The 22,280-nt window shown below is 64.8% G+C and carries 19 protein-coding genes; 9 read left to right on the top strand and 10 right to left on the bottom strand.

The genetic code is table 11. From position 1 onward, the window contains the following. Window positions 1-86: 86 nt before the first annotated feature. From moeB to ubiE, 6 genes are all read right to left on the bottom strand, one after another. The gene (moeB, locus tag AC3A6I_RS01230) at window positions 87-803 is read right to left on the bottom strand and encodes a molybdopterin-synthase adenylyltransferase MoeB (RefSeq protein ID WP_487541186.1); all 717 of its coding nucleotides are present in this window, start codon (window positions 801-803) and stop codon (window positions 87-89) included. Continuing rightward, complete coding sequence (locus AC3A6I_RS01225) at window positions 800-1,537, bottom strand: DUF2259 domain-containing protein (RefSeq protein ID WP_487541185.1); 738 nt, start codon at window positions 1,535-1,537, stop codon at window positions 800-802. The genes moeB and AC3A6I_RS01225 overlap by 4 nt, the downstream gene beginning before the upstream one ends. Further along, on the bottom strand, window positions 1,491-1,949 hold the full coding sequence (gene dut, locus AC3A6I_RS01220; protein WP_487541184.1) for a dUTP diphosphatase: 459 nt from the start codon (window positions 1,947-1,949) through the stop codon (window positions 1,491-1,493). Before dut ends, AC3A6I_RS01225 begins: the two co-directional genes overlap by 47 nt. Window positions 1,950-1,951: 2 nt before the next feature. Beyond that, window positions 1,952-2,557, bottom strand: a complete 606-nt coding sequence (locus AC3A6I_RS01215) for a hypothetical protein (RefSeq protein WP_487541183.1) — start codon at window positions 2,555-2,557, stop codon at window positions 1,952-1,954. Between the two features lie 124 nt (window positions 2,558-2,681). After that, the gene (gene ubiB, locus AC3A6I_RS01210; protein WP_487541182.1) at window positions 2,682-4,214 is read right to left on the bottom strand and encodes a 2-polyprenylphenol 6-hydroxylase; all 1,533 of its coding nucleotides are present in this window, start codon (window positions 4,212-4,214) and stop codon (window positions 2,682-2,684) included. 4 nt (window positions 4,215-4,218) lie between these two features. Further along, window positions 4,219-4,974, bottom strand: coding sequence for a bifunctional demethylmenaquinone methyltransferase/2-methoxy-6-polyprenyl-1,4-benzoquinol methylase UbiE (gene ubiE / locus AC3A6I_RS01205; protein ID WP_487541181.1), 756 nt, complete (start codon window positions 4,972-4,974; stop codon window positions 4,219-4,221). 169 nt (window positions 4,975-5,143) lie between these two features. On the opposite strand from ubiE, the gene mutM reads away from it, so the two are divergent. The 8 genes from mutM (at window position 5,144) to AC3A6I_RS01165 (ending at window position 12,508) form a co-directional block, all read left to right on the top strand. Continuing rightward, a complete protein-coding gene (gene mutM, locus AC3A6I_RS01200) occupies window positions 5,144-6,025 on the top strand; it encodes a bifunctional DNA-formamidopyrimidine glycosylase/DNA-(apurinic or apyrimidinic site) lyase (protein WP_487541180.1) in 882 nt (293 codons plus the stop codon). 194 nt (window positions 6,026-6,219) lie between these two features. Next, a complete protein-coding gene (gene rpsT, locus AC3A6I_RS01195; RefSeq protein WP_487541179.1) occupies window positions 6,220-6,486 on the top strand; it encodes a 30S ribosomal protein S20 in 267 nt (88 codons plus the stop codon). Between the two features lie 846 nt (window positions 6,487-7,332). Continuing rightward, window positions 7,333-8,790 carry a chromosomal replication initiator protein DnaA gene (dnaA, locus tag AC3A6I_RS01190; RefSeq protein WP_487541178.1) on the top strand — a complete coding sequence of 486 codons (1,458 nt, stop codon included), beginning with the start codon at window positions 7,333-7,335 and terminating at the stop codon, window positions 8,788-8,790. A 130-nt stretch (window positions 8,791-8,920) separates the two neighbouring features. Continuing rightward, complete coding sequence (locus tag AC3A6I_RS01185; RefSeq protein WP_487541177.1) at window positions 8,921-9,061, top strand: hypothetical protein; 141 nt, start codon at window positions 8,921-8,923, stop codon at window positions 9,059-9,061. A gap of 132 nt (window positions 9,062-9,193) precedes the next feature. Beyond that, entirely contained in the window at window positions 9,194-10,312 is a 1,119-nt protein-coding gene (dnaN, locus tag AC3A6I_RS01180) for a DNA polymerase III subunit beta (protein ID WP_487541176.1), read from the top strand. Between the two features lie 160 nt (window positions 10,313-10,472). Continuing rightward, complete coding sequence (recF, locus tag AC3A6I_RS01175) at window positions 10,473-11,591, top strand: DNA replication/repair protein RecF (protein ID WP_487541175.1); 1,119 nt, start codon at window positions 10,473-10,475, stop codon at window positions 11,589-11,591. Between the two features lie 199 nt (window positions 11,592-11,790). Next, window positions 11,791-12,114 carry a cupin domain-containing protein gene (locus AC3A6I_RS01170; protein WP_487541174.1) on the top strand — a complete coding sequence of 108 codons (324 nt, stop codon included), beginning with the start codon at window positions 11,791-11,793 and terminating at the stop codon, window positions 12,112-12,114. 190 nt (window positions 12,115-12,304) lie between these two features. Next, window positions 12,305-12,508, top strand: a complete 204-nt coding sequence (locus AC3A6I_RS01165; RefSeq protein WP_487541173.1) for a hypothetical protein — start codon at window positions 12,305-12,307, stop codon at window positions 12,506-12,508. A 295-nt stretch (window positions 12,509-12,803) separates the two neighbouring features. Here the strand turns inward: AC3A6I_RS01165 and AC3A6I_RS01160 are convergent, their stop codons facing one another. From AC3A6I_RS01160 to polA, 4 genes are all read right to left on the bottom strand, one after another. Beyond that, window positions 12,804-13,010 (bottom strand): DUF2188 domain-containing protein, encoded by a 207-nt coding sequence (locus tag AC3A6I_RS01160; RefSeq protein WP_487541172.1) that lies wholly within the window; start codon window positions 13,008-13,010, stop codon window positions 12,804-12,806. A 181-nt stretch (window positions 13,011-13,191) separates the two neighbouring features. Then, complete coding sequence (locus AC3A6I_RS01155; RefSeq protein WP_487541171.1) at window positions 13,192-13,446, bottom strand: DUF2171 domain-containing protein; 255 nt, start codon at window positions 13,444-13,446, stop codon at window positions 13,192-13,194. Window positions 13,447-13,524: 78 nt separating this feature from the next. Continuing rightward, on the bottom strand, window positions 13,525-15,684 hold the full coding sequence (locus tag AC3A6I_RS01150; protein ID WP_487541170.1) for a KAP family P-loop NTPase fold protein: 2,160 nt from the start codon (window positions 15,682-15,684) through the stop codon (window positions 13,525-13,527). Continuing rightward, window positions 15,685-18,600: a DNA polymerase I gene (polA, locus tag AC3A6I_RS01145; protein ID WP_487541169.1), complete on the bottom strand. Its 2,916-nt coding sequence runs from the start codon at window positions 18,598-18,600 to the stop codon at window positions 15,685-15,687. A gap of 167 nt (window positions 18,601-18,767) precedes the next feature. Between polA and AC3A6I_RS01140 the strand changes: the two genes are divergently transcribed. Next, a complete protein-coding gene (locus tag AC3A6I_RS01140; RefSeq protein WP_487541168.1) occupies window positions 18,768-22,193 on the top strand; it encodes a class I SAM-dependent DNA methyltransferase in 3,426 nt (1,141 codons plus the stop codon). Window positions 22,194-22,280 lie beyond the last annotated feature (87 nt).

The raw sequence follows: 22,280 nt of genomic DNA, 5'->3' as shown, positions 1-22,280 counted from the left end.
TTACCCAAGGGAAATGGCTATTTTGTGCCCGTTTTGCAAGGCTTTGAGGCCAATGAAAACGTCGCTGCTCGCACTTCGCGGTCTGTCTAGTATTGCAGTTCGGTGAACCGCGCCGAGCGCCCGTCATAGAGCAGTAGCCGGCCGACCAGCGGCTCGCCGATGCCGGTGATCAGCTTGATCGCTTCCATGGCCATCAGCGTGCCGATGACGCCGGTGACGGCGCCGAGCACGCCCACGACCTCGCATGCCGGCAGGTCGGCCTCGTCCGGGGTGTCGGGGTAGAGATCGCGGAACGTCCGGCCGCCGGGCATGAATACCGTCACCTGGCCATCGAACATCGAGACGGCGCCCGACACGAGCGGGATCTTCGCGGCCTGCGCGGCGTCCGCGACGATGGCGCGGGTGCCGAAATTGTCGGTGCCGTCGAGCACATAGTCGTAGCCGGCGAGCAGGCGGGCGACGTTGCCGGCCTCGACCCGCTCGATATGCGGCACGAACTCGACATGGGCGTTCAATGCGGCGACGAAGGCGGCGGCGCTCTCGGCCTTGCTGAGGCCGACGCCGGCGCTCTGGTGGATCATCTGGCGCTGCAGGTTGGAGATCGACACCGTATCGTGGTCGACGACGCCAAGGGTACCGATACCGGCCGCGGCGAGATAGGCGATGGCCGGGCTGCCGAGCCCGCCCGCGCCGACCACCAGCACACGAGCGCCCTTCAGCTTCTGCTGGCCGTCGCCACCGACGCCGCGCAGCACGATGTGGCGGGCGTAGCGCTTGATCTCTTCGGGGCTGAGGGCACTCATGGATAGCCTGTGATGGGAACGGCGAGGAAGCGGCGGTCCGGTCCCTCGAAGCCATGCGTGAACACCGACAGCACGGCGACCGGCTGCAGGTTGCGTCCCGCCCACTCGAAGGGCGCGAAGACGCCATGGATGCGATAGCCGACGGCGCAACCGCGCGATGCGGGGACGCTTTCGTCGATATGAAGGACGGCATTGCCGGACGGGGCTTCGAGGCTCAGTTCATAGCCGAGCGGCGCCTCGAAGCCGTAGTCGGCGACGCAGGGACCGGCATAGGCCGGGCTGTTCGTCGACAGCCTCAGCGTAGCGACGTCGTGCGGCGGGTCCATGCCGTAGCCCGGCATGCCGAACTCCAACATGCTGCCGTCGCTGCCCGGCGCACCATCGCCGATAAGCGCGACGATGGTCGCGGGCGTATCGATCGCGAGCTTGTCGAGCTGAGGCCCGGCCTGTGCGAGGGCGTCCGAGCGGGCCTGAGCCAAGGTGGCGCCATCGGCGTCCAGCTGGATGCGGCTGGGCGTGCCGACCCAGGCATCCGCGTCCATGTCCAGGATGGTGAGGTTGGCGTAGGGGAAGCCCGAACCATCCTGGATGCCGAATTCCTCGAACGCGAAATAGCGCCCATCCGCGGAGAAACCGAGCGGATTAAAGCTCGCCGCGTCACCGGCGAGTGCAGGTCCAGCAAGCAGGCTAGCGGCCAGTAGAGCCGAAGCCGCCCGCACCGCGAGCCGTCGCATCGAGTGTCTCCACGAGTTCGAAGGTAACGGAGGAAACCGGCGCGACCACCATCTGCGCGATGCGGTCGCCGCGCCGGATCTCGAACGGGGCGTCGCCGTAGTTGATCAGGATCACCTTGATCTCGCCGCGGTAGTCGGCATCGACGGTGCCGGGCGAGTTGAGCACGGTGACGCCGTGCTTGGCGGCGAGGCCCGAGCGCGGTCGGATCTGCGCCTCGTAGCCCCTCGGCAGGGCGACCATCATGCCGGTGGGCACAAGCGCTCGCTGCGCCGGGGCGATGGTCATCACCTCGGCAGCATCAAGCGCGGCGAGGAGGTCGACTCCGGCCGCGCCCGCAGTTTGCTGGCGCGGGGGCTCGAGCCCCCGCCCATGATCGAGCCACACGAAGGAAACAGCGACCCGATCAGTCATGGTCAGCGCGTATCGACGACGGCGAAGAGCTCGTCGGGCAGGTTGGCGGTGCCGTCGAACAGCGAGGTGAAAGGGATGACCTTTTCGGCAGCGCCGTCGGCGGCCGTGTCCATGTTGGTCTCGACGATCCTCTTGCCCTTGATGCGGATAGTGGCGTTGTGGCCTTCGAAATAGGCCTTCATCATCTGCGCGGTCTGCTCGTCCTGACCTTCGGTGACCGAGTCCGACATGTCGCTGGTCTTGAAGGCGACGCGGACGACGCCCGGGCTCACGACGGTGAAGGTGGTGTCCTCGTTCGGGCCATCGGCGGTGGTGATGGCGGTGAGGTCGCCTTCCTTGACCGAGGTGCAGGTGGCGCTGCCGTCGGCATTCTCGGTCAGCACGTCGCCCTCTTCCTTGCAGAATGCGTCGCTGGAATCATCCTCGGTGCTGGCTTCCTGCGCCTGCTTGATCATCGGGTAGAAGTCGGCGCCCACGGTCATGATGGTGGTGGCCTTGCCCGTAGTCTCGGAAGTGACGTCGATCTCGGCGGTCACGTCCATGCAGCCGGCGAGGCTGGCGCCAAGGAGCAGCACGCCGGCGAGCCGGGCGATGGTGTTGAAGGTCATAAAAGTCTCCCAATTCGGCCGCTGCCATCCGACCCGGACATTAGGGTCGCGTCCCAAGGGCCGCAAGCTCGTGCCGCCTCGGTATGGGCCTGATGATGAACGGCGAATGAACCGGAAATAACCATCAAAAGCCGAGCAATCGCCAGAGTGCGAGCAGCAGCACGGCGAGCCCGACCCAGAAGCCGGTGAGGATCATGAAGCGGTTGAAGCGCCGATGCGGCGAGTGCTTGTCGCTCTCGTAGTCGTCGAGCGCCGCCTCGGCCTTGTCGACGATGGCGGGCAGCCGGCCGAGCGTCGTGACCACGGTGTCGAAATGGTCCTTCAGGTCCTCGAGCCGGCCGAGCGGGCCGGCCTCGCGGCGCACCCAGTCGCCGACGATGGGCTCGGAGATGGTCCAGATGTCGAGCTCGGGATCGAGCGCGCGGGCGACGCCTTCGACCAGCACCATCGACTTCTGCAGCAGGATCAGCTCGGGCCGGGTCTGCATGTCGAACAGCTCCGTGGTCGAGAACAGCTGGCCGAGCACCTTGGCCATGGAAATTTCGGAGACGCGCCGGCCGTGCTGCGGCTCGCCGATGGCGCGCAGCGCGAGCGCGAACTCATCAACCGACTGGTTCTTGGGCACGTAGCCGATATCGAAATGGCGCTGCGCGATCAGGCGGTAGTTGCGGGTGATGAAGCCGTAGAGGATCTCGGCGAGGAACCGGCGCTCGCGCCGGTTGATGCGGCCCATGATGCCAAAGTCGACCGCGACGATGTCATTAGTCTTCGGATCGGCGAACAGATTGCCCGGGTGCAGGTCGGCGTGGAAGAAGCCGTCGCGCACGGTATGGCGCAGGAAGGACTGCAGCAGGTTCCTGGCGAGGAGCTTCCGGTCGGCGCCGGCGGCATCGAGCGCCGCGGTGTCGCGGATCGGGATGCCTTCCACCCAGGTGGTGGTGAGCACCGTGTCCGAAGTGTAGTCCCACAGCACGCGCGGGATGACGAAGCCGGTATCGTCCTTGAGATTGTCGGAGAATTCCGAAATCGAGGCCGCTTCCATGCGCAGGTCGAGCTCGATGCGGGACGAGCGATCGAGCGTCGCCACCACATCGTAGGGCCGCAAGCGCCTGAGCTTGGGTACGAAGGTCTCGGCGAGCTTGGCGCCGGCATACTGGCTGTCGATATCGGCGGCGAAGCGGCGGCGGATGCCGGGGCGCAGGATCTTCACCGCCACCTTGGTGCCATCGGCGAGGCGCGCGTGGTGCACCTGCGCGATCGAAGCGGCGGCAACCGGCGGCGAAATCTCGGTGAGCTCGGCGGCGCGCTCGCCGAGTGCATCCTTGAGCAGGCCCGGGACCAGCGCGGGATCGAACGGCTCCATGGCGTCCTGCAGCACCGAGAGGTCGGCGGCGACGTCGGGGCCGACGATATCGGGACGGGTGGCGAGGGTCTGGCCGAGCTTCACATAGGTCGGGCCGAGCCGGTTCAGCGCGCGGGTCAGGCGCTCGACGCGGCCGGTGCGCTTCACCTCGCCGCGCTCGAACAGGCGGCCGACGCGGACGCCGGCCTGCATCACCGGCGGCAGTGCGTCATTGTCGGCGATCGACAGGGCGCCTTCACGCGCCAGCACGTAGCCGGCCCGGATCAGGCGGAAATAAGCACCGAGCCCCCCCATCGGGTCAGAGCCTCCAGGCGGCGTGGAGGGCGGCGATGTTGCCGGTGAAGGCGGTGTGGGTCACACGCTTGAACCCGGCATCGGCGATCATGCGGCTGAACTTTTCCGGGTTGGGAAACTTGCGGATCGATTCCACCAGATACTGGTAGGGCTGCGCATCGCCGGTGACGGCGCGGCCGATGGGCGGGATGAAATTGTCGGAGAACAGCTTGTAGACCTCGGACAGCACCGGGGCGTCGACCTGGCTGAACTCGAGCACCAGCAGCCGGCCTCCGCGCTTCAGCACGCGATGGGCTTCGGTCAGCGCCAGTTCGATGCGCGGCACATTCCTTATGCCGAAGGCGATGGTGTAGGCATCGAAGCTCTCGTCCTCGAACGGCAGCGCCTCGGCATTGGCTTCGACGAATTTGGCCTGGGCCGGGAAGCGCCACTTCTTCGCCCGTTCGGCGCCGACGCGCAGCATGTCGGCATTGATGTCGGACACGGTGACTTCGGCATAGCCGACCGAGGCGTTGACGATGCGCTCGGCGATATCTCCAGTGCCGCCGGCCATGTCGAGCACGCGATAGGGCAGCGTGCCACCCTTGGGCGGGGCCAGCCGGGCGACCATGGCGTCCTTCCACAGCCGATGGACGCCGCCGCTCATCAGGTCGTTCATCAGGTCGTAGCGGTCGGCGACGCGGTGGAACACGTCGTTGACCATGCCCTGCTTGTCCTTGAGCGGAACGGTCTGCTCGCCAAAGTGCGTGGTTTCGCTCATCAGAGCTCTCCGGAAATCGCCGGGGTTATAGCGAAAGCCCAGGGGCATGACCATGACGCAAACCAGCGCATGGTTGAAGGTGTGGTTCGGGCCGCAAAACCTGACAGGCGGTGCCGCTTGCGTCGGCTAGTGTCAGCCGCCACATACTGGCGCCTCGAAAGGATCTCCCATGCCCGAACTGCCCGAAGTGGAAACCGTGCGCCACGGGCTCGACCCTTACGTGGCGGGCGCACGCATCGACAAAGTGACGCTGAAGCGCAAGGACCTGCGCTTTCCCTTTCCCGAAGGCTTCAAGGCCGCCCTCGAAGGCCAGACCATCACCAGCACGGCGCGGCGGGCAAAGTACCTGCTGTTTCGCCTGAGCTCGGGCAAGACCTGGCTCAGCCATCTGGGCATGACCGGGACCTACCGGTTCGAGGATTTCAAGTACAAGGATCCCTCGCGGTACTACGAGCCGAGCGAGGACAAGAAGCACGACCACCTGGTGCTGGAGCTGACCCATCCCGAGCACGGCGCGATGAAGCTCATCTATAATGACGCACGGCGCTTCGGCTTCGTCGACCTGTTCGAGGACGAGGAGCAGAGCCCATGGCTCGCCGGGCTCGGGCCCGAGCCGCTCAGCAATGCGTTCAATGCCGGCGAGATGGCCGAGCGCTTCAAAGGCAAGAAGGCGCCGATGAAGGCGGCCCTGCTCGACCAGCGCGTGGTGGCGGGGCTGGGCAATATCTATGTCAGCGAGGCCCTGCACCGCGCCCATATCCGTCCCGACATCGCCGCCGGCACGCTGGTGCTGAAGTCGGGCAAGCCGAGCAAGCGCCTCGACGACCTCGCGGACGCCGTGCGCACCGTCCTGATCGAGGCAATCGATGCCGGCGGGTCGACCTTGCGCGATTTCCGCGCCGCCGATGGCGGCTCGGGCTATTTCCAGCACCGGTTTGCTGTATATGACCGCGAAGGCGAGCCCTGCCCCACTCCAGGCTGCCGCGGCACGATCAAGCGCATCGTGCAGTCGGGGCGCTCGACCTTCTACTGCCCGGTGTGCCAGCACTGAGCGGGCTAGGCGTGTGACCTACCCATGTGCACCGGCGTGTCGTAGCCGCACCACCCCGAATCCAGTTGACGCGCCGGGCTCGCGTGACTATACAGCGCCCAACTTGGCGGCCCGGTGCCGCCGATTTCATTTCATCGCCCCTGGGTTTTGCGGCTTTTAGCTGCGCCAGCGGGTTGAAGCGCCAAGAGGATTTCATGGCCAATACGACGTCGGCGAAGAAGGCCACCCGCAAGATCGAAGCCCGCACCGCGGTCAACAAGTCGCGCCGCTCGCGCATGCGCACCTTCGTCCGCAAGGTCGAGGAAGCCATCACCGCCGGTGACCACAAGATCGCCGTCGAGGCACTCAAGGCGGCCGAGCCGGAGATCGTGCGCGCTGCTCAGAAGGGCATCGTCCATGCCAATGTTGCGGCCCGCAAGGTGAGCCGCCTGAACAGCCGCGTGAAGGCCCTGCAGGCCTGATCCAACTCGCCTGAACTGACCCAATCTGGCACAGGGCCCCCGCTCGGGGGCCTTGTTCGTTTCGGCTGCCGGTTTTAAGCTGGTCTCAGATTGGTCTTGTCGAGTGTGGCGACTTTGCGACAGTTACATGGCAGAGTTATCCCCTCCCCAAACCCCAGCATTTCCGGGGCTTTGCGGGGCACTGTCATCGAAATTTCATGCGGGCGTTTGAAATGAATTGTCACAATCCGACAGTCGTTACCCCGATCGGCGAAAGCTGGAATCCTTCCATGAAGGGGCGATTCCGTAAGGAGTCACAGGGTCTTGCCGGGCGCCTCCGTCTTAACGCCTCGGAAAGGTTTTTGCCTGAGGTGCGAGTCAACCCCCCTTCGGCAAAAAACCCCCGTTGATTGGAAAAAATCGCGCCTCTAAGATGCCCTCGCTGGATCAGACAGACGGCGCCAGAACCGGTAGCGGACCAGTAGCAGTGCACACGAATGGTGACTTGAGAGATGATGGCTGAAGGGCGGATAAAGTTTCGGCCAGGTGATCTTAGGGCAGTACGCGTGTTCAGTATTGGTAAGTATTAGGGTGTTCCCGTGCTGTAGCGCGGGATGATTTCAGTAGCCGGGGACGATCAGTCAGCCGGATCACGAGAAATAGTTACGTAGACTGAACCGCGGCAAAGTTCGCGGACGGTAGAACTTTGCCCGGTTCCGGGCAGCAGGTTGGCGGCGCCAGGGCCGAAAACGGACTGGCAGTAGAACAATTGGGGTTGCAAACACGATGGCGATGAACGCGGCGGCGAGTCGTGCAGACTGGGGTTTGAACAACACAAAGGAGCAAAGCGCGCAGGGGGGATTGACGATGAGCGGCAATGACGGCCAGCCGATGGGTGTCAACGAGCTGTTCCCGCGCGTTCGCGCCCGCCTCAAGGCCGCTGTCGGCGAAGACGTGTTCAATTCCTGGTTTGCCCGCCTCGAGCTCGAAGAGATCGTCGACGATCTCGCGCATCTGAGCGTGCCGACGCGATTCCTGTGCTCCTGGGTGCAGTCGAACTATGCCGAGAAAATCCTCGACGCGTTCAAGGCAGAGGTGAGCGGGCTGACCCGCCTCCACTTCACCGTGCGCGTCAATGGCCAGGCCCGCCCGCGCCTCGGCCCCAGCGAGCCGGCGCCCGAGCCGATCGCCAGCGAGCCGACGGCAGCGCCCGCCACGCCGCGCAGTATTCTCCGTGAGCCGCAGACGCTGGTGCCGGCAACACGCAGTGCGGACGCACTGTCAGGCTCGGCGCTCGATCCCAAGATGACCTTCGACAGCTTCGTCGTCGGTTCGGCCAACGAGATGGCCCTGCAGGTGGCGCGCCAGGTGGCGCACGCCGCGCTCAACAACACGGTCAGCTTCAACCCGATCTATATCCACTCGAGCGTGGGGCTGGGCAAATCGCACCTGCTCAACGCCATTGCCTGGGCGGCCGGCGCCGCCGAGCCGGGGCGGAACATCGTCTACCTGACCGCCGACCATTTCATGTACCACTTCATCACCGCCGTGCAGCGCCAGTCGGCGCTCGGCTTCAAGGAGTGGCTGCGGCGGGTCGACCTGCTGCTGATCGACGACATGCAGTTCCTGCAGGGCAAGTCGGCCACCGAATTCGGCCACACGCTCGGCACCCTCCTCACCGGCGCCAAGCAGGTAGTGGTGGCCGGCGACAGCGCCCCGCGCGACCTCGAAATGCTGGATGAGCGCGTCCGTTCGCGTCTCTCCGGCGGCCTCGTGGTGCCGATCAGCACGTTCGATCTCGACCTGCGCCGCGCCATCGTGACGCGCCGCGCCGAACAAGCTGCACTGCGCTTTGCCGATGCGCACTTCCCTGCCCCGGTGATCGACTATGTCGCTCGCGTGGTGGTGAGCCACGGCCGCGACCTCGACGGCGCGGTGAACCGGCTGCTCGCCGCCAACCAGCTGACCAAGGAGCCGATCACCGTCGCGCTCGCCGAGCGCACGCTGGCCGACCTCGTGCGGCAGCGCGATACGCGCCGGGTGCGGATCGAGGACATTCTTCGGATCGTGTCGCGTCACTACAAGGTGCCGCGCAACGACCTGCTCTCGTCGCGCCGCTCGCGCGATGTGGTGCGGCCGCGCCAGATCGCGATGTATCTCGCCAAGTCGCTGACCTCGCGCTCGCTGCCCGAGATCGGCCGGCGGTTCGGCGGTCGCGACCACACCACGGTGCTGCACTCGGTGCGCAAGGTGGAGCAGATGATCAAGGACGATGGTGAGTTGGCCCAGGAGATCGAGCTGCTGAAGCGCATGCTCGAAGAATAAGGCGGATGCCGGTCCGGGCGGCGACGGCCGCCCGGACCGTGTTCCCGGCCCAGTAGGGCCCGTGTAGTGAGTAGTTGCGTTGCTTTCTTCCGGACGTACGCCGCACCTGTTGCTGCGGCTGAGCAAGAGATTGAGGCGGCCCAGGGCCGTGATACGCGAGGCCGAGCCCGACCGGGCCTGGCACGAGATGCTGGCCCGGCTCGATGCCGAGGAAGCCGAGCGCCGGCTCGATGCCATGGCGGCGGCGCTAGATGAGCGCGCCCGGCGTTAAGCCAAACGCGATTATCCCAAGTAATTCCGGCCCTGCGGCGGCACGCGCCCTTGCCTTTTGCGTGGACGCTTGCAAATGTCGCAGCCCGGTTTCGCCGGGGTTTTGGCCGTTTGCCGCAGGGATTTTGGGTCTATGAAAGTCACGCTGGAACGCAACCATCTGCTCAGGTCGCTGAGCCACGTTCATCGCGTGGTGGAGCGCCGCAACACCTACCCCATCCTCGCCAACGTGCTGCTGAAGGCCGCCGACGGGGCGCTGGCCCTGCGCGCTACCGACCTCGATATCGAGGTGACGGAGAGCGTGCCCGCCATGGTCGGCCAGGCCGGCTCGACCACCGTACCGGCGCACACGCTCTACGAGATCGTGCGCAAACTCGCCGACGGCGCCGAAGTGAAGCTCGAAAATGACGGCTCCGAGCAGCTCTCTGTCACCTCCGGCCGCTCGCGCTTCCACCTCGCGTGCCTGTCGCCCGACAGCTTCCCGGATCTGAAATCCGGCACCTTCACGCACAGCTTCTCGATGCCGGCCGCGACCCTGCGCGAGCTGATCGAGCGCACCCAGTTCGCCATCTCCAACGAGGAGACGCGCTACTATCTCAACGGCATCTACATGCACGTGCTCGACGTGAACGGGGTGACCACCCTGCGCGCCGTCGCCACCGACGGGCACCGCATGGCGCGGGCCGAGACCGAGGCGCCGGATGGGGCCAAGGGCATGCCGGGCATCATCGTGCCGAAAAAGACCGTGTCGGAAGTGCAGAAGCTGCTCGATGGCGCCGAGGGCGACGTGGCGGTGGAAATCTCCGACACCAAGATCCGCTTCTCGCTGGGCGGCGTGGTGCTGCTGTCCAAGCTCATCGAGGGCACCTTCCCCGACTACGATCGGGTGACGCCCAAGAACAACGACAAGCAGATGAATGTCGACAAGGCGTCCTTCGCCACCGCCGTCGACCGCGTCTCGACCATCGCGTCGGATCGCGGCGGCAAGGCGGTGAAGCTCGCCATGCGCGAAGGCCAGCTCGAGCTCTCGGTCACCAACCCGGATCACGGCACGGCCAGCGAGGAGCTGGCGGTGGAGTTCGAGCCCGAGAATTTCGAGATCGGCTTCAACGCCCGGTACCTGCTCGACATCATCGCCCAGATTCGCTCGGACAACGCCGTGTTCCTGTTCAACGACGCGGGCTCGCCCACGCTGGTGAAAGAGGACGGCGAGGCCAAGGCGCTCTACGTGCTGATGCCGATGCGGGTGTAGCTCCCGCGCCGACCGCCAAGGCCCCCTCACCCGGCCCGTTGGGCCGACCTCTCCCCCAAGGGAGAGGTGGCGATGGGGCAAGATCGTGCCACCGATTACCTCTCCCTTGGGGGAGAGGTCGCCGCGTTAGCGGCGGGTGAGGGGGCCTTCCTCAACCGCGATGCATCCCTCCCGCTCCATCTCCCGGCTCCGCCTGAGCCAGTTCCGGAACTATGTCGCGGCCGCCCTCGATCTCGACGGGCGGCACGTGGTGCTGGTGGGGCCGAACGGGGCCGGCAAGACCAACCTGCTTGAGGCCATCTCGCTGCTCTCGCCCGGCCGCGGACTGCGCGGCGCGCCGTTCGAGGACGTGGCGGCGCAGGGCTCGGACGGCATGTGGGCGGTGGCCGCGACCGTCGAGACCCCCGAGGGGCCGGCCGATATCGGCACCGGCGCCAGCCCCGATGGCGGGCGGCGGGTGCGGATCAACGGGGCGAACGCCCGCACCATCGAGGAAATGAGCGCCTACCTGCGCGTGCTCTGGCTCACCCCGGCGATGGATGGCCTGTTCACCGGCCCGGCCGGTGACCGCCGCCGCTTCCTCGACCGGCTGGTGACGACGCTGATCCCGGGCCACGCCGCTGCCGTCAGTGATTTCGACAAGGCCATGCGCCAGCGCAACCGCCTGCTCGAGGAGAATGCCGACCCGCTGTGGATCGACGCGGTGGAAGCGCAGATGGCCGCCGCCGGCGCGGCGCTGCATTTCTCCCGCACCGACAGCCTCGCGGACCTGCAGGCGCTCAGCACCGCCGGCGTCGATGCAGCCAGTTTCCCCGCCGCCCTCCTCGCGCTGACCCCGCTGTTCGCCGACCGGCACGAGGCGCAGAGCGCCTCCGGCCTCGAAGCCGAACTGCGGGACACCTGGGCCGCCTCGCGCGGGCAGGATCGGGCCGCCGGCCGCACGCTCGTCGGTCCGCACCGGGTCGATCTCGAGGTGCGGCACGCGCAAAAGGACATGCCGGCGGCGCTCGGCTCCACCGGCGAGCAGAAGGCGCTGCTGATCGGGCTGATCCTCGCCCATGCGCGGCTGACCAAGCGCGCCACCGGCATCGCCCCGTTCCTGCTGCTCGACGAGATCGCCGCCCATCTCGACCCCGGCCGCCGCGCCGCGCTGTTTGCCGCGCTCGATACGCTGGGCACGCAGTGCTTCATGACCGGCACCGACCCGATGCTGTTCGAAGCGCTGGGCGAGGACGCGCAGCGGATCGGCGTGCGCGACGGGCGGCTGGGGCCGGCCTGAGGGGCGGGGGCTCCCCTCCCCCTTGCGGGGAGGGGGTGGGGGTGGGGGTCCATCGGCGATCGCCGCACTACCCCTCCCTCGATCCCTCCCCGCAAGGGGGAGGGAGGCGATGAAGTCCCCTCGCGGTGGCTGTCGATTCGCTTAGCCGCTTGCCTCGGCTGCCCCGGATTGCCACAGTCGAGGCAATGGGAGGATTTCGATGACGACGATCGAACGCTGGGACGAGCTGCCGGAGCGGACGGTGTTCCCCGGTTTTCACGGCCGCTTCATCCATTCGGGGCAGATGACCTTCGCGCGCTGGCGCATCGATGCCGGCGCCACCCTACCCGAGCACAGCCACCTGCACGAGCAGGTGGTGCACGTCTATTCGGGCGAGCTCGAGCTCACCGTCGACGGCGTCACCCACCGGCTCACCGCCGGCACGGTGCTGACCATCCCGCCGCACGCGAGGCACTCGGGCCGGGCGATCACCGATTGCGACGTGATGGATGCGTTCAGCCCGGTGCGGGAGGATTACCGGTAGCGCGTCCTGATCCTCCCCCGTTCACGGGGGAGGGGGACCGCCGAAGGCGGTGGAGGGGGCGACCACACGCATCGAGTCAGACTCGCCCCCTCCACCAGCTTCGCTGGTCCCCCTCCCCCGCTGCGCAGGGGAGGATCAGGCGGAACCCCGCCGAGCCGCGCTGGTTGACTCTCCACCAAGGAGATCCGCCATGGCTACCGACATCCCCCCGTTCAATCCCGATCCAATCCCCGGCTCGCGGCCCGAGCCCGAGGTGCCGCCGTTCGGGCCGGGAACGATCCCCGATCTTCCCGATGACGACGTGCCGATCGATCCGGACGATCCGGGCGAGGAACCCGACCTTCCGCCCGGACGCGAGCCGTTCCCCGAAGGCGACCCGGTCCCGCCGGTGTGAGGGGGATCGGTGCGTTGCTGAAGCAGAGAACCCCCTCCCGGCCTCCCCCATAAAGGGGGAGGTGCACGGCCGGTGTGTTGGGCACGATTGAAGCTACAACCTCGACTCTTCACCTCCCCCCTTGTGGGGGAGGCCGGGAGGGGGCCGTCTCTATCCGTCAAGCATCAACCCAATCCACCCACAATGTCATTCCGGCGCAGTCGCCGCCCCCCGCTATGGTCCGGCCAATCTCAGGATGGGCCCCGGCCCGCGCCGGCGTGACCCAGTGGATGCGTGAACATCGTACCCGCCGCCCCTACTCCCCGTGCCGCCACACCGTCTCTTCCTGCATGTCGTGATCCTGGACGATCACCTCGATATCGCGCTCGCCGGTGTCGCGCGCCGCCTCGATGGCGGCGGCGATGGCGTCGTCGCGGCTGGCGAAGGGCGCGGTGATCGAGCCGCGATAGGTGTATTGCCAGGCGGAATGGCGGTGGAAGACGATGAAATGGCGCTCGGTCATGGCGCTCTCCTTTTGCCGCGCATAACGCGGCGCAGGGGAGCGCCGTTGCAGGGCCTCAGTGACGGCTATGCCGCCGCCATCACCGGGTCATTCCCGCGCACGCGGGAATCCCTGTTTGTGGAGGGCGCAGCAAACGAAGATCCCCGCTTTCGCGGGGATGACCCGGTGGATCGGGTAAGCGTCAGTGACGGGTCTTGCCGTCTTCTTCCTGTTCGAACAGTTCGGCATTGGCCGCATCGGCCGACAGGCGCACCCTGTCGCCCTCGATGCCGGCGACGAGATCGCCCGGCACATAATGGTGGTGGCCCTCATGGCTCCCCACCTCGTCGCGCGTCAGCTTGATGCGCGTCCCCTCGACCCGATCCACCGTGCCGACCCGCACGCCATCGGCGCCGATGACTTCCATATGCTCACGAATATCAGAGAGGATCGACATGGCACTGCTCCGTTGTTGGGGGATTGGAGCAGGAGGAACGTGCGGGAGTGGGGAGGGGTTGCTGCAGCGAACTCTGCCCTAGAACCGCACAGCAGACTTCATGTAGCCGAGCAGCTGGGTTGCGCGCTGAGCGTTCGGCGACTTCTTTCCCGCAAGCTGCTCCAACCGCGTTACCACGGCATCGAAATCAACGATCCTGTCCAGACTCGATCTGGAGATAACCTTCCGCTCTCCGTCCTCCGAGGACGTGGCTATTCCTGTGAAGTGAGCGAGAAAGGTAAGCAGGCCCCTATCTAACTTTGTAAAGTTAGCAACTGCTGAACGAACGAACTCTTGATCACCAGCCTGATACCAGCCCCACAGCGCGCTTATTGATTCCGGCAAAGCCAGCACCCCTTTGACTCCGAGATCGCGATATCGAGCGATCATCAGTGGAGTGATGGCATCGAGTTCCAACTCAGTGATGATTGAGCCGCCGCGGGGAGCCTCTCCAGCCCGACCATAAGCAAACCACTCGCCGCGGAACAATTCCGACAACCATCCCGTCGATCGCCCCTTCTCGAAGAGCGCTAGGACGATGGGGCGTGGGATAGCGTCATCGCGGTCAGGAAGAAGCTTCTGCCAGAGGCTGTCGGCCGAGTGCCAGAGGGCGAACGAGCCGAATGGACTTGGCGGTACGGTAGTCGCCGCGACGTCCAAGACATCGGCGATGCCAAGCAGCAGGTTGCTATGAACGCTCTCACCAAGCTCTGCGAGGGTGTCAGAGTCTAGCCTACCGAGAACAACCTCGGCCTTTGTTACGCCACTTGTCTGGGGGAGTTTGAGCCAGCCCTCCAAAAGCTGGCTGATCGCTTTCGAAGACTTCTGCGCTGCAGCCTCAAAGGCCTCTAGGTCTGCGGAGTTCACTGCGTTGCGCGGCGGCGATAACGCAAAGTAAAGCCGCTGATGATCTGGACTCGAAAGACGACGACCTCGAATATTGGCGGCTCTTTTCCTCGTACCCTCTTGCGTGAAAATCCTCCCTTGATCGCCGTGGCCGATACCAGGGAGACGGGCGTCCAATTCCCACTCGACCTTCTTGAATGAATTCCCGTCGCGAGCGAGTATTTTCTGCAGCGTGGCGAATTCTGCCTTCGATGATTCTTCTGATACTTGGACCCTACCCGGCCACATCGCGCTATACGCTGCACAGTAGGCTTCTATCCAGCGATACAGCCGTAAGTTTCCAACCTTGACCAGTTCGAGCCAGACCAAGTCTCCAAGGTCAACCTCCCCTTTCAGAGCAGGTACCTTCAGGCGTAACGCGTCTAGTGTGCGAACTACCGCCCTCGGTGTGGTCAGGCGTCTCCCGCCCTCAACATCAACCGCACTATCGATGCTTTTTCGGGACTGACGATCGAGAGAACCTGTCAGTTGAGCTAGCTCGTCCGAGAACCACCTCCTTAAGTCGAACGCTTCCGGCGTGGGAACCGGAACTACTACCTGGACGATTTTCTCGACAAAGGCTTGGCCGTCCTTCACGCCAAGCGCGGTCTGCACATTGCGAGACAAGACGTCCGAGTCGTAGCAAAGCACGTAAGTAACGTTGGGAAAATCCGCTACAGCCCGTACCAGACGAAGGAGCTCAACTGCCTCGAGCGGCTCCAGGCGGTCAACATCGTCGATGGTGACAACGACTCGAGTCCCCAGCTCTCCCAGAGCTCTTGCCAACGACTTCTTGCTCTCTGCCAACGAGGCTGAACCATCCGCAGCAGCGACCGCTTCAATGCCCTGCCGCACGGCGTCAACGGTCGGTCCAGCGAAGGGAAGCGACCCTGCTAAGAAACTGGCTAGAGGCCCAAGCTTTGAAACCTTTTTGGCAAACTCTCGCAGGTCTCCCGCGGCGCGCTTAGCCTTGCTTAGCATCGCGGGAGATGGATTGCCCTCCGCCGACTGCGTTGCTTCGACAGCCAAGGCAAGTTCATCGAATAGAGCGGTGAGGAGGGCGTCCCGATCATGAACAAGCCAAGGCTTGTAGTCGACAATTCTGGTCTCGGGACTAGCGGCCCCAATCTCGGTCGTAACCAGTGATAGCAGGCTAGACTTTCCAGACCCCCATCTCCCTTCGATGCCGATCACAATGCCATCTGCGATGCCCTCGCTTGCGAGGGCCTTCGCAAGCCTTGCCGCAATCGGACGAAATCCTAGCCGGTCGGGATCTGATTCTCCGAGTGGTCGATCACCGCGAAGTGTCACCACCTAATGCGCCCCGTCCCAATCCCTCGCCGCATGCGCATCTACCTTGATGGGCACCGTCAGCCGTACCGCCGGCTCGCTGGCCGTCTCCATGGTGCGCACGATCACCGGCATCACCTCAGCCTCCTTGCCCTCGTCCACCTCGAAGATCAGTTCGTCGTGGACCTGTAGCAGCATCAGGGCATCCGAGCCGGCGGCCTTGAGGGCCGGTTCCATGCGGATCATGGCGCGGCGGATGATGTCGGCCGCAGAACCCTGGATGGGGGCGTTGATCGAGGCGCGTTCGACGAAGCTGCGCTCGGCCGGGTGGGTGCTGTTGGCGTTGGGGAAGTTGACCTTGCGGCCAAAAATGGTTTCGACAAAGCCATCCTGCTTCACCTTGCGGCGCTGCTCGGCCATGTAGTCCTGGATGCCGGGGAAGCGGGCGAAGTAGGTCTTGATGTACTCGCCCGCCTCGGAGCGCTCGATGCCGAGCTGGTTGGCGAGACCAAAGGCCGAGATGCCGTAGATGATGCCGAAATTGATGGCCTTGGCGCGCCGGCGCACTTCCGAGGGCATGCCCTCGATGGGGGTGTTGAACATTTCGGACGCCGTCATGGCGTGAATGTCGAGCCCCTCCTCGAACGCATCCTTCAGCGCCTGGATATCGGCGATGTGGGCGAGGATGCGCAGCTCGATCTGCGAATAATCGGCACTGATCAGGGTTTTTCCGGCCGGGGCGACGAAGGCGGTGCGGATCTTGCGGCCATCCTCGGTGCGCACCGGGATGTTCTGCAGGTTCGGATCGTTCGAGCTCAGCCGCCCGGTCAGCACCGAGTGCTGCGAGTAGGTGGTGTGCACGCGCCCGGTGCGCGGGTTGATATAGGCGGGCAGCGCATCGGTATAGGTGCCGATCAGCTTGGTCAGCTGGCGCCAATCGACAATGGTGCGGGCGATGCCGACGCCTTGCGCGGCAAGATCCTCGAGCACGTCGGCGCCGGTGGACCAGGCGCCGGTCTTGGTCTTGGTGCCGCCGGGCAGGCCCATGCGATCGAACAGGATTTCGCCCAGTTGCTTGGGGGACCCGAGGTTGAAGCTCGAGCCGGCCAGCTCATAGGCCTCGGCCTCGAGCGCGGCGGCGCGCTGGGCGAAATCGCCCGACAGCCGCGAGAGGATGCCGCGATCCACCGTGATGCCGCGGCCTTCCATGCGCGCCAGCACCGGGGCCAGCGGGCGCTCGATGGTTTCGTAGAGCGTCGTCATGTTCTCGGCCGGCAGGCGCGGCTTCAGCACGCACCACAGCCGCATGGTGAGATCGGCATCCTCCGCCGCGTATTTCGCCGCATCCTCGATCGATACCTCGGCAAAGGTACGCTGCGTCTTGCCCGAGCCGAGCAGCTCCTTGATGGCAATGCCCTTGTGGCCGAGCCAGTGATCGGACAGCTCACCCATGGTGTTGAACTGCGGACCATCGAGCGAATAGCTCATCAGCAGGTTATCGTCGAAGGACTGGACCTCGATGCCGTAGCGGCTGAGCACGCCCAGATCGTACTTCACGTTGTGGAAGATTTTCAGGATCGATCGATCGGCGAACACCGGCTTGATCAGCTCGAGCGCCTGCCGCAGATCCATCTGGCCTTCGGCATTGCCGCCGCCGAGCAGATCGTTGGCGCCCACCGTATGGCCGAGCGGCAGGTAGGCGCCGTTGCCGGGGGCCGTCGAGAAGCTGATGCCGACGAGATCGGCCATCTGGTTGTCGAGCCCGGTGGTCTCGGTGTCGGTGGCGACGATGCCGGCTTCGTAGATGGCATCGATCCAGCGCTGCAAGTGCGCGGCGTCGCGGATGATCTCGTATTTGGAATGATCGAGCGGGATCGCCTTGATCTTTTCGTGCTCGAGCTTGGCGTGCACCACCGGCGCGCTGTCGGCGCGGCCCTCGGCCTCCTGCCGCGCAGCGCGGGCATTGGCGCGGGCATTGTTATCGAAGCCGACCGGCTCGGGGGTCTTGGCCGCCAGCTCCGGATCGGCCGGCCAGGCCTCGGGATCGACATCGAGCAGCGTGCCGAGGCGTTTTGAAATGGCGAAGAATTCCATCGCCTTCAGGAACGGAAAGAGCTTCCCCGGCTCGACCGGCTCGCGGATCAGGTCCTCGAGCGGCAGCTCCACCGGCGCATCGTGCTTCAGCGTCACCAGCTGCTTGGAAATCCGGGCGAGGTCGGCATTGTCCTCGAGCGCCTGCCGGCGCTTCGGCTGCTTGATCGAGGCGGTGTTGGCGAGCAGGTTCTCGATGGTGCCATAGGTGTTGATCAGCTCGGCGGCCGTCTTCACGCCGATGCCGGGCACGCCGGGCACATTGTCCACCGCGTCGCCGCACAAGGCCTGAACTTCTATGACTTTGTCCGGACCAACGCCAAACTTTTCGAAGACTTCATCCGAACCAATCCACCGCAACGGGGGTTGTCCAGGCCGCGGAATGGTGTCGAGCAGGCGCACCGAACCATCCGGCTGCACCAGCTGCATCAGGTCCTTGTCGGAGCTGACGATCGTCACCTTGCCCCCGGCATCGCGGGCGAGCGTGGTGTAGGTCGCAATGATATCGTCGGCCTCGAACCCCTCCATCTCGATCGACGGCAGCCCGTAAGCCTTTGTCGCCGCACGCGTTAATGGAAACTGCGGCACCAGCTCCTCAGGCGCCGGCGGCCGGTGCGTCTTGTACTCGGAATAAATCTCGTCGCGAAAGGTCTTGCTCGAATAGTCGAACACGACCGCCATGTGGGTCGGCGCATCATCGCCCGCCAGGTCCTCACCCAGCTTCCAGATCATGTTGCAGAACCCGATCACCGACCCAACCGGCAACCGGTCAGTCTTGCGGGTCAGCTGCGGCAGGGCATGAAAGGCGCGGAAGATGAAGCCGGAGCCATCGACGAGGACAAGATGCATGAAACGATTCCGAATGGTCGGGGCGCGACCTTAGCGGAACTGGTGCGGGGGATGAAGGCTGACAAACGTGACACTGAGGCGGAGCGAATCATTAGATTTCGCTGTCAAGACAATATTATAGGTATTCAACAATTATTCTCGCCCGATCCCAGAAGGGAGAGGGCAAGTTGTATAGTGTCGATGCGTTCATCGACCGCTGGTCCGGCCATGAAGGCGGGCAGGAACGGTCGAACTATTCCTTATTTCTCACCGAGCTTTGCGACATCCTTGATGTCCCGCACCCCGATCCAGCAGGTTCGCGGCACGAGCTCAACGACTATGTTTTCGAGCGCAGGATCGAGCGACGTCTCGACAATGGAAGCGTCGAGACAAAGCGAATAGACCTGTATCGGCGCGATGCCTTCATTCTTGAGGCCAAGCAAAGCCGCCTGCGCGGCGGCCGCAAGGCACTCCATACGGGAATTGCGCCGCAGGGAGACTTGTTCGCCGCACCCGTTGACGAGGCGATAGCTGGTATCGACCAGCTGATGAACAACGCCCGGCGGCAAGCAGAAGCCTACGCCGCGCTGCTGCCGGCAGACCATGCCGCACCGCCCTTTCTGCTGGTGTGCGACGTGGGCCGCAGCATCGAGCTGTTCGCCGACTTTTCCAGCTATGGGCGCCACTACCACCAGTTCCCGGACGCGCGGAGCTTTCGCGTCTCGCTGCCGCAGCTTGCCGACAGCGAGATGCGGGGCTTGCTGCGCAAGGTCTGGCTGGAGCCGCATAGCCTCGACCCCACGAGGAAATCGGCCAAGGTGACGCGAACGATCGCCGGGCAACTGGCGAAGGTCTCGACCGCGCTGGAGCGTCGCGGCCACGAACCGCGCACTGTTGCGATCTTCCTGATGCGCTGCCTGTTCACGATGTTCGTCGAGGATGCCGAGCTGATCCGCAAAGGCAGCTTCCAGGCGATCCTTGAGCGCTGTGCGGCGGAACCGCATCGGCTTGTCTACGAACTCGCCGATCTATGGCGCCGGATGGATGTCGGCGACTATTCGCCGGCCATCGGCGAGAAGCTGCTGCGCTTCAACGGCAAGCTGTTCAAGCAGGCTTCGGCGATCCCGCTCACGCCCGATGAGATCGAGATGCTGCGGGACGCCGCCGGCGCCGACTGGCGTGACCTCGAGCCGGCGATCTTCGGGACCCTGTTCGAGCAGGCGCTCGATGCAGCCGAACGCAAGCAGCTGGGCGCACACTACACGCCGCGTCCTTACGTCGACCGCGTCATCGACAGCACGATCATGGAGCCACTGACGCAGGACTGGGTCAACGCACAGAACGCTGCCGAGCGGGAGCTGCGTGCCGGATCCAAGGCCGGGGCGCTTGCGGAACTGACTGCGTTCCTCAAGCGCCTGTCGATGGTGCGCGTCCTCGACCCCGCCTGCGGGACCGGTAACTTCCTCTATGTCGCGCTACGCCGGATGAAGCAGCTCGAAGGTGAAGTGCTGCGGCAGATCGAGGATCTGGGTGGGGGACGCGCGCTGGAGGATGTCAGCGACACCTCGGTAAAGCCCGAGCAGTTTTTCGGACTCGAACTCAACACGCGAGCCGTCGAGATTTCCGAGCTCGTGCTGTGGATCGGGTACCTGCAATGGCACCTCAAGACGCGCTCCACGCCGCCGCGGGAGCCGGTGCTCGGCAGCAATGATCATGTGCGCCAGGGCAATGCGGTGCTGACCTGGGACGGTGCCCCCGAGCGAGCGCTGAAACGGGTCATGGGCGTGCCGGCCCAGACAGCGCAGGGGCGGGAGGTCTATGTCTACCCCAATCCGTCGCGGCCGGACTGGCCGGCTGCCGACTTCATCGTCGGCAATCCGCCGTTCATCGGTGGCAAGGATCTCCGCAGCCGGCTGGACGAGGGCGAGGTCGAGGCGCTGTGGGCGGTACATCCGCACATCAATCCGTCGGCCGACTTCGTCATGTACTGGTGGGATCGGGCGGCCGAATTGCTGGTTAAACCGGGTTCGCGCCTGCGGCGCTTCGGTTTCGTGACGACCAACTCGATCACACAGGTCTTTCAGCGGCGCGTGGTCGAGAATCGGCTCAGGGGTGACAAGCCGATCTCGCTAGTGCTTGCCATCCCGGATCATCCCTGGACCAAGGCCAGCGCCGACTCGGCGGCGGTGCGGATCGCGATCACGGTCGCCGAAGCGGGAGAGCGGGACGGTATCTTGCGGAAGGTAACCGGCACGGCCGACCTGGATACCGACGAGCCGAAGGTGGAGCTTTCGCGGCAGCGGGGCCGGATCAATGCGGACCTGACGATCGGGGCGGATGTGGGCAGTACGACAGCACTCGTAGCGAACGATGGCATCTGCTCTCCTGGGATGAAGCTGCATGGTAGTGGCTTCGTCGTGAAAGAGGCTCAGCTTGCGGGGCTGGGCGTCAGCTTTCGCCCAGGGCTCGAGCACCACATCAGGGACTACCGCAATGGCCGCGATCTAGCCTCGCGATCACGGGCCGTCAAAGTGATAGATCTCTTTGGGCTCGGAGAAAGGGAGGTGAGGGACCGATATCCTGAGGTCTATCAACACCTTCTGGAGACAGTGAGGCCAGTCAGGCAAACAGCCTTCAACAGATCCGCGACGAAGGATGCTGCTTCGTACCTGGCTACATGGTGGCTGTTCGGCAAACCCCGGCAGGAACTAAGACCCGCGCTGCAGGGCCTGGCACGCTATATCGTGACAGTTGAAACGACGAAGCACCGCGTTTTCCAATTTCTGTCGGGCGACATCTTGCCGGACAACATGCTTGTGGCCATTGCCACTGATGACGCCTTTCACCTGGGCGTGCTGTCATCCCGAAGCCATGTCGCCTGGGCATTGAGCTCTGGCGGCCATCTTGGAGTCGGCAACGATCCCCGCTATTCCAAATCCCGCTGCTTCGACCCGTTCCCATTTCCGATTGTCACCACCCGACAGCGTGCCGCGATCGCCGACCTGGCCGAAGAACTGGATGCGCTGCGCAAGCGGGTGCTCGCCGAGCATGAAGATCTGACGCTGACGGGCCTCTACAACACACTCGAGGATGTCCGCGCGGGGCGAGAGCTTTCGCGCAAGGCGCAGGACGTCAAGGCGCGCGGGCATGTGCTGATCATCAAGGAATTGCATGAGCGCATCGATGCGGAGGTTGCGCGCGCCTATGGCTGGCCTGAGCAGATGGACGACCAGACGTTGCTGCAGGCGCTCGTCGATCTGAACAAGGAGCGGTCCGAGCTCGAGCGGCGGGGTACATTCTACTGGCTGCGCGAGAGCTATCAGGTCGAAAGACTGGGACCATTGGCCCACCGTGCCGATCGCGTGAAGGCCATCGCGTCTGAGCCGTCACGCAGAACGCTGGCGAGAATGCCGGACGACATGGCCGGTCAGACAGCTACCATCCTGCGCCTGTTTCCGACCGGGGCGGCTCCGATATCGGCAGGCGAGATTGCGGCCGGACTAGAACATGGCAGCCGTTTGCGGCCCGTTGTCGATGAGGTTCTCGGCATACTGGCGCGACAGGGCGAAGTGGATCGGCTCGCCGATGGCCGCTATGTGCGAGCAGCTCGCTAACCGAGGAGTCGCACCGGGTTCCCCGCCGCAAAAGCTTCTGTTATGAGGGATCATGGGCCTGACCACCTTCCAGCTGCGGATCCTGCG

It is taken from the genome of Devosia sp. Soil_C_22, from assembly GCF_057657195.1.
The sequence above is the reverse complement of the archived record's forward strand: the minus strand, read 5'-3'. Positions and strand labels throughout refer to the sequence as shown.

Excerpts from the sequence above, each read along its gene's own strand:
- dut (WP_487541184.1), bottom strand. The coding sequence starts at position 1,949 with ATGACTGATCGGGTCGCTGTTTCCTTCGTGTGGCTCGATCATGGGCGG.
- ubiB (WP_487541182.1), bottom strand. The coding sequence starts at position 4,214 with ATGGGGGGGCTCGGTGCTTATTTCCGCCTGATCCGGGCCGGCTACGTG.
- dnaN (WP_487541176.1), top strand. The coding sequence starts at position 9,194 with ATGAAAGTCACGCTGGAACGCAACCATCTGCTCAGGTCGCTGAGCCAC.
- AC3A6I_RS01225 (WP_487541185.1), bottom strand. The coding sequence starts at position 1,537 with ATGCGACGGCTCGCGGTGCGGGCGGCTTCGGCTCTACTGGCCGCTAGC.
- ubiE (WP_487541181.1), bottom strand. The coding sequence starts at position 4,974 with ATGAGCGAAACCACGCACTTTGGCGAGCAGACCGTTCCGCTCAAGGAC.
- AC3A6I_RS01165 (WP_487541173.1), top strand. The coding sequence starts at position 12,305 with ATGGCTACCGACATCCCCCCGTTCAATCCCGATCCAATCCCCGGCTCG.
- rpsT (WP_487541179.1), top strand. The coding sequence starts at position 6,220 with ATGGCCAATACGACGTCGGCGAAGAAGGCCACCCGCAAGATCGAAGCC.
- dnaA (WP_487541178.1), top strand. The coding sequence starts at position 7,333 with ATGAGCGGCAATGACGGCCAGCCGATGGGTGTCAACGAGCTGTTCCCG.
- mutM (WP_487541180.1), top strand. The coding sequence starts at position 5,144 with ATGCCCGAACTGCCCGAAGTGGAAACCGTGCGCCACGGGCTCGACCCT.
- AC3A6I_RS01215 (WP_487541183.1), bottom strand. The coding sequence starts at position 2,557 with ATGACCTTCAACACCATCGCCCGGCTCGCCGGCGTGCTGCTCCTTGGC.
- polA (WP_487541169.1), bottom strand. The coding sequence starts at position 18,600 with ATGCATCTTGTCCTCGTCGATGGCTCCGGCTTCATCTTCCGCGCCTTT.
- moeB (WP_487541186.1), bottom strand. The coding sequence starts at position 803 with ATGAGTGCCCTCAGCCCCGAAGAGATCAAGCGCTACGCCCGCCACATC.
- AC3A6I_RS01160 (WP_487541172.1), bottom strand. The coding sequence starts at position 13,010 with ATGACCGAGCGCCATTTCATCGTCTTCCACCGCCATTCCGCCTGGCAA.
- recF (WP_487541175.1), top strand. The coding sequence starts at position 10,473 with ATGCATCCCTCCCGCTCCATCTCCCGGCTCCGCCTGAGCCAGTTCCGG.
- AC3A6I_RS01170 (WP_487541174.1), top strand. The coding sequence starts at position 11,791 with ATGACGACGATCGAACGCTGGGACGAGCTGCCGGAGCGGACGGTGTTC.
- AC3A6I_RS01155 (WP_487541171.1), bottom strand. The coding sequence starts at position 13,446 with ATGTCGATCCTCTCTGATATTCGTGAGCATATGGAAGTCATCGGCGCC.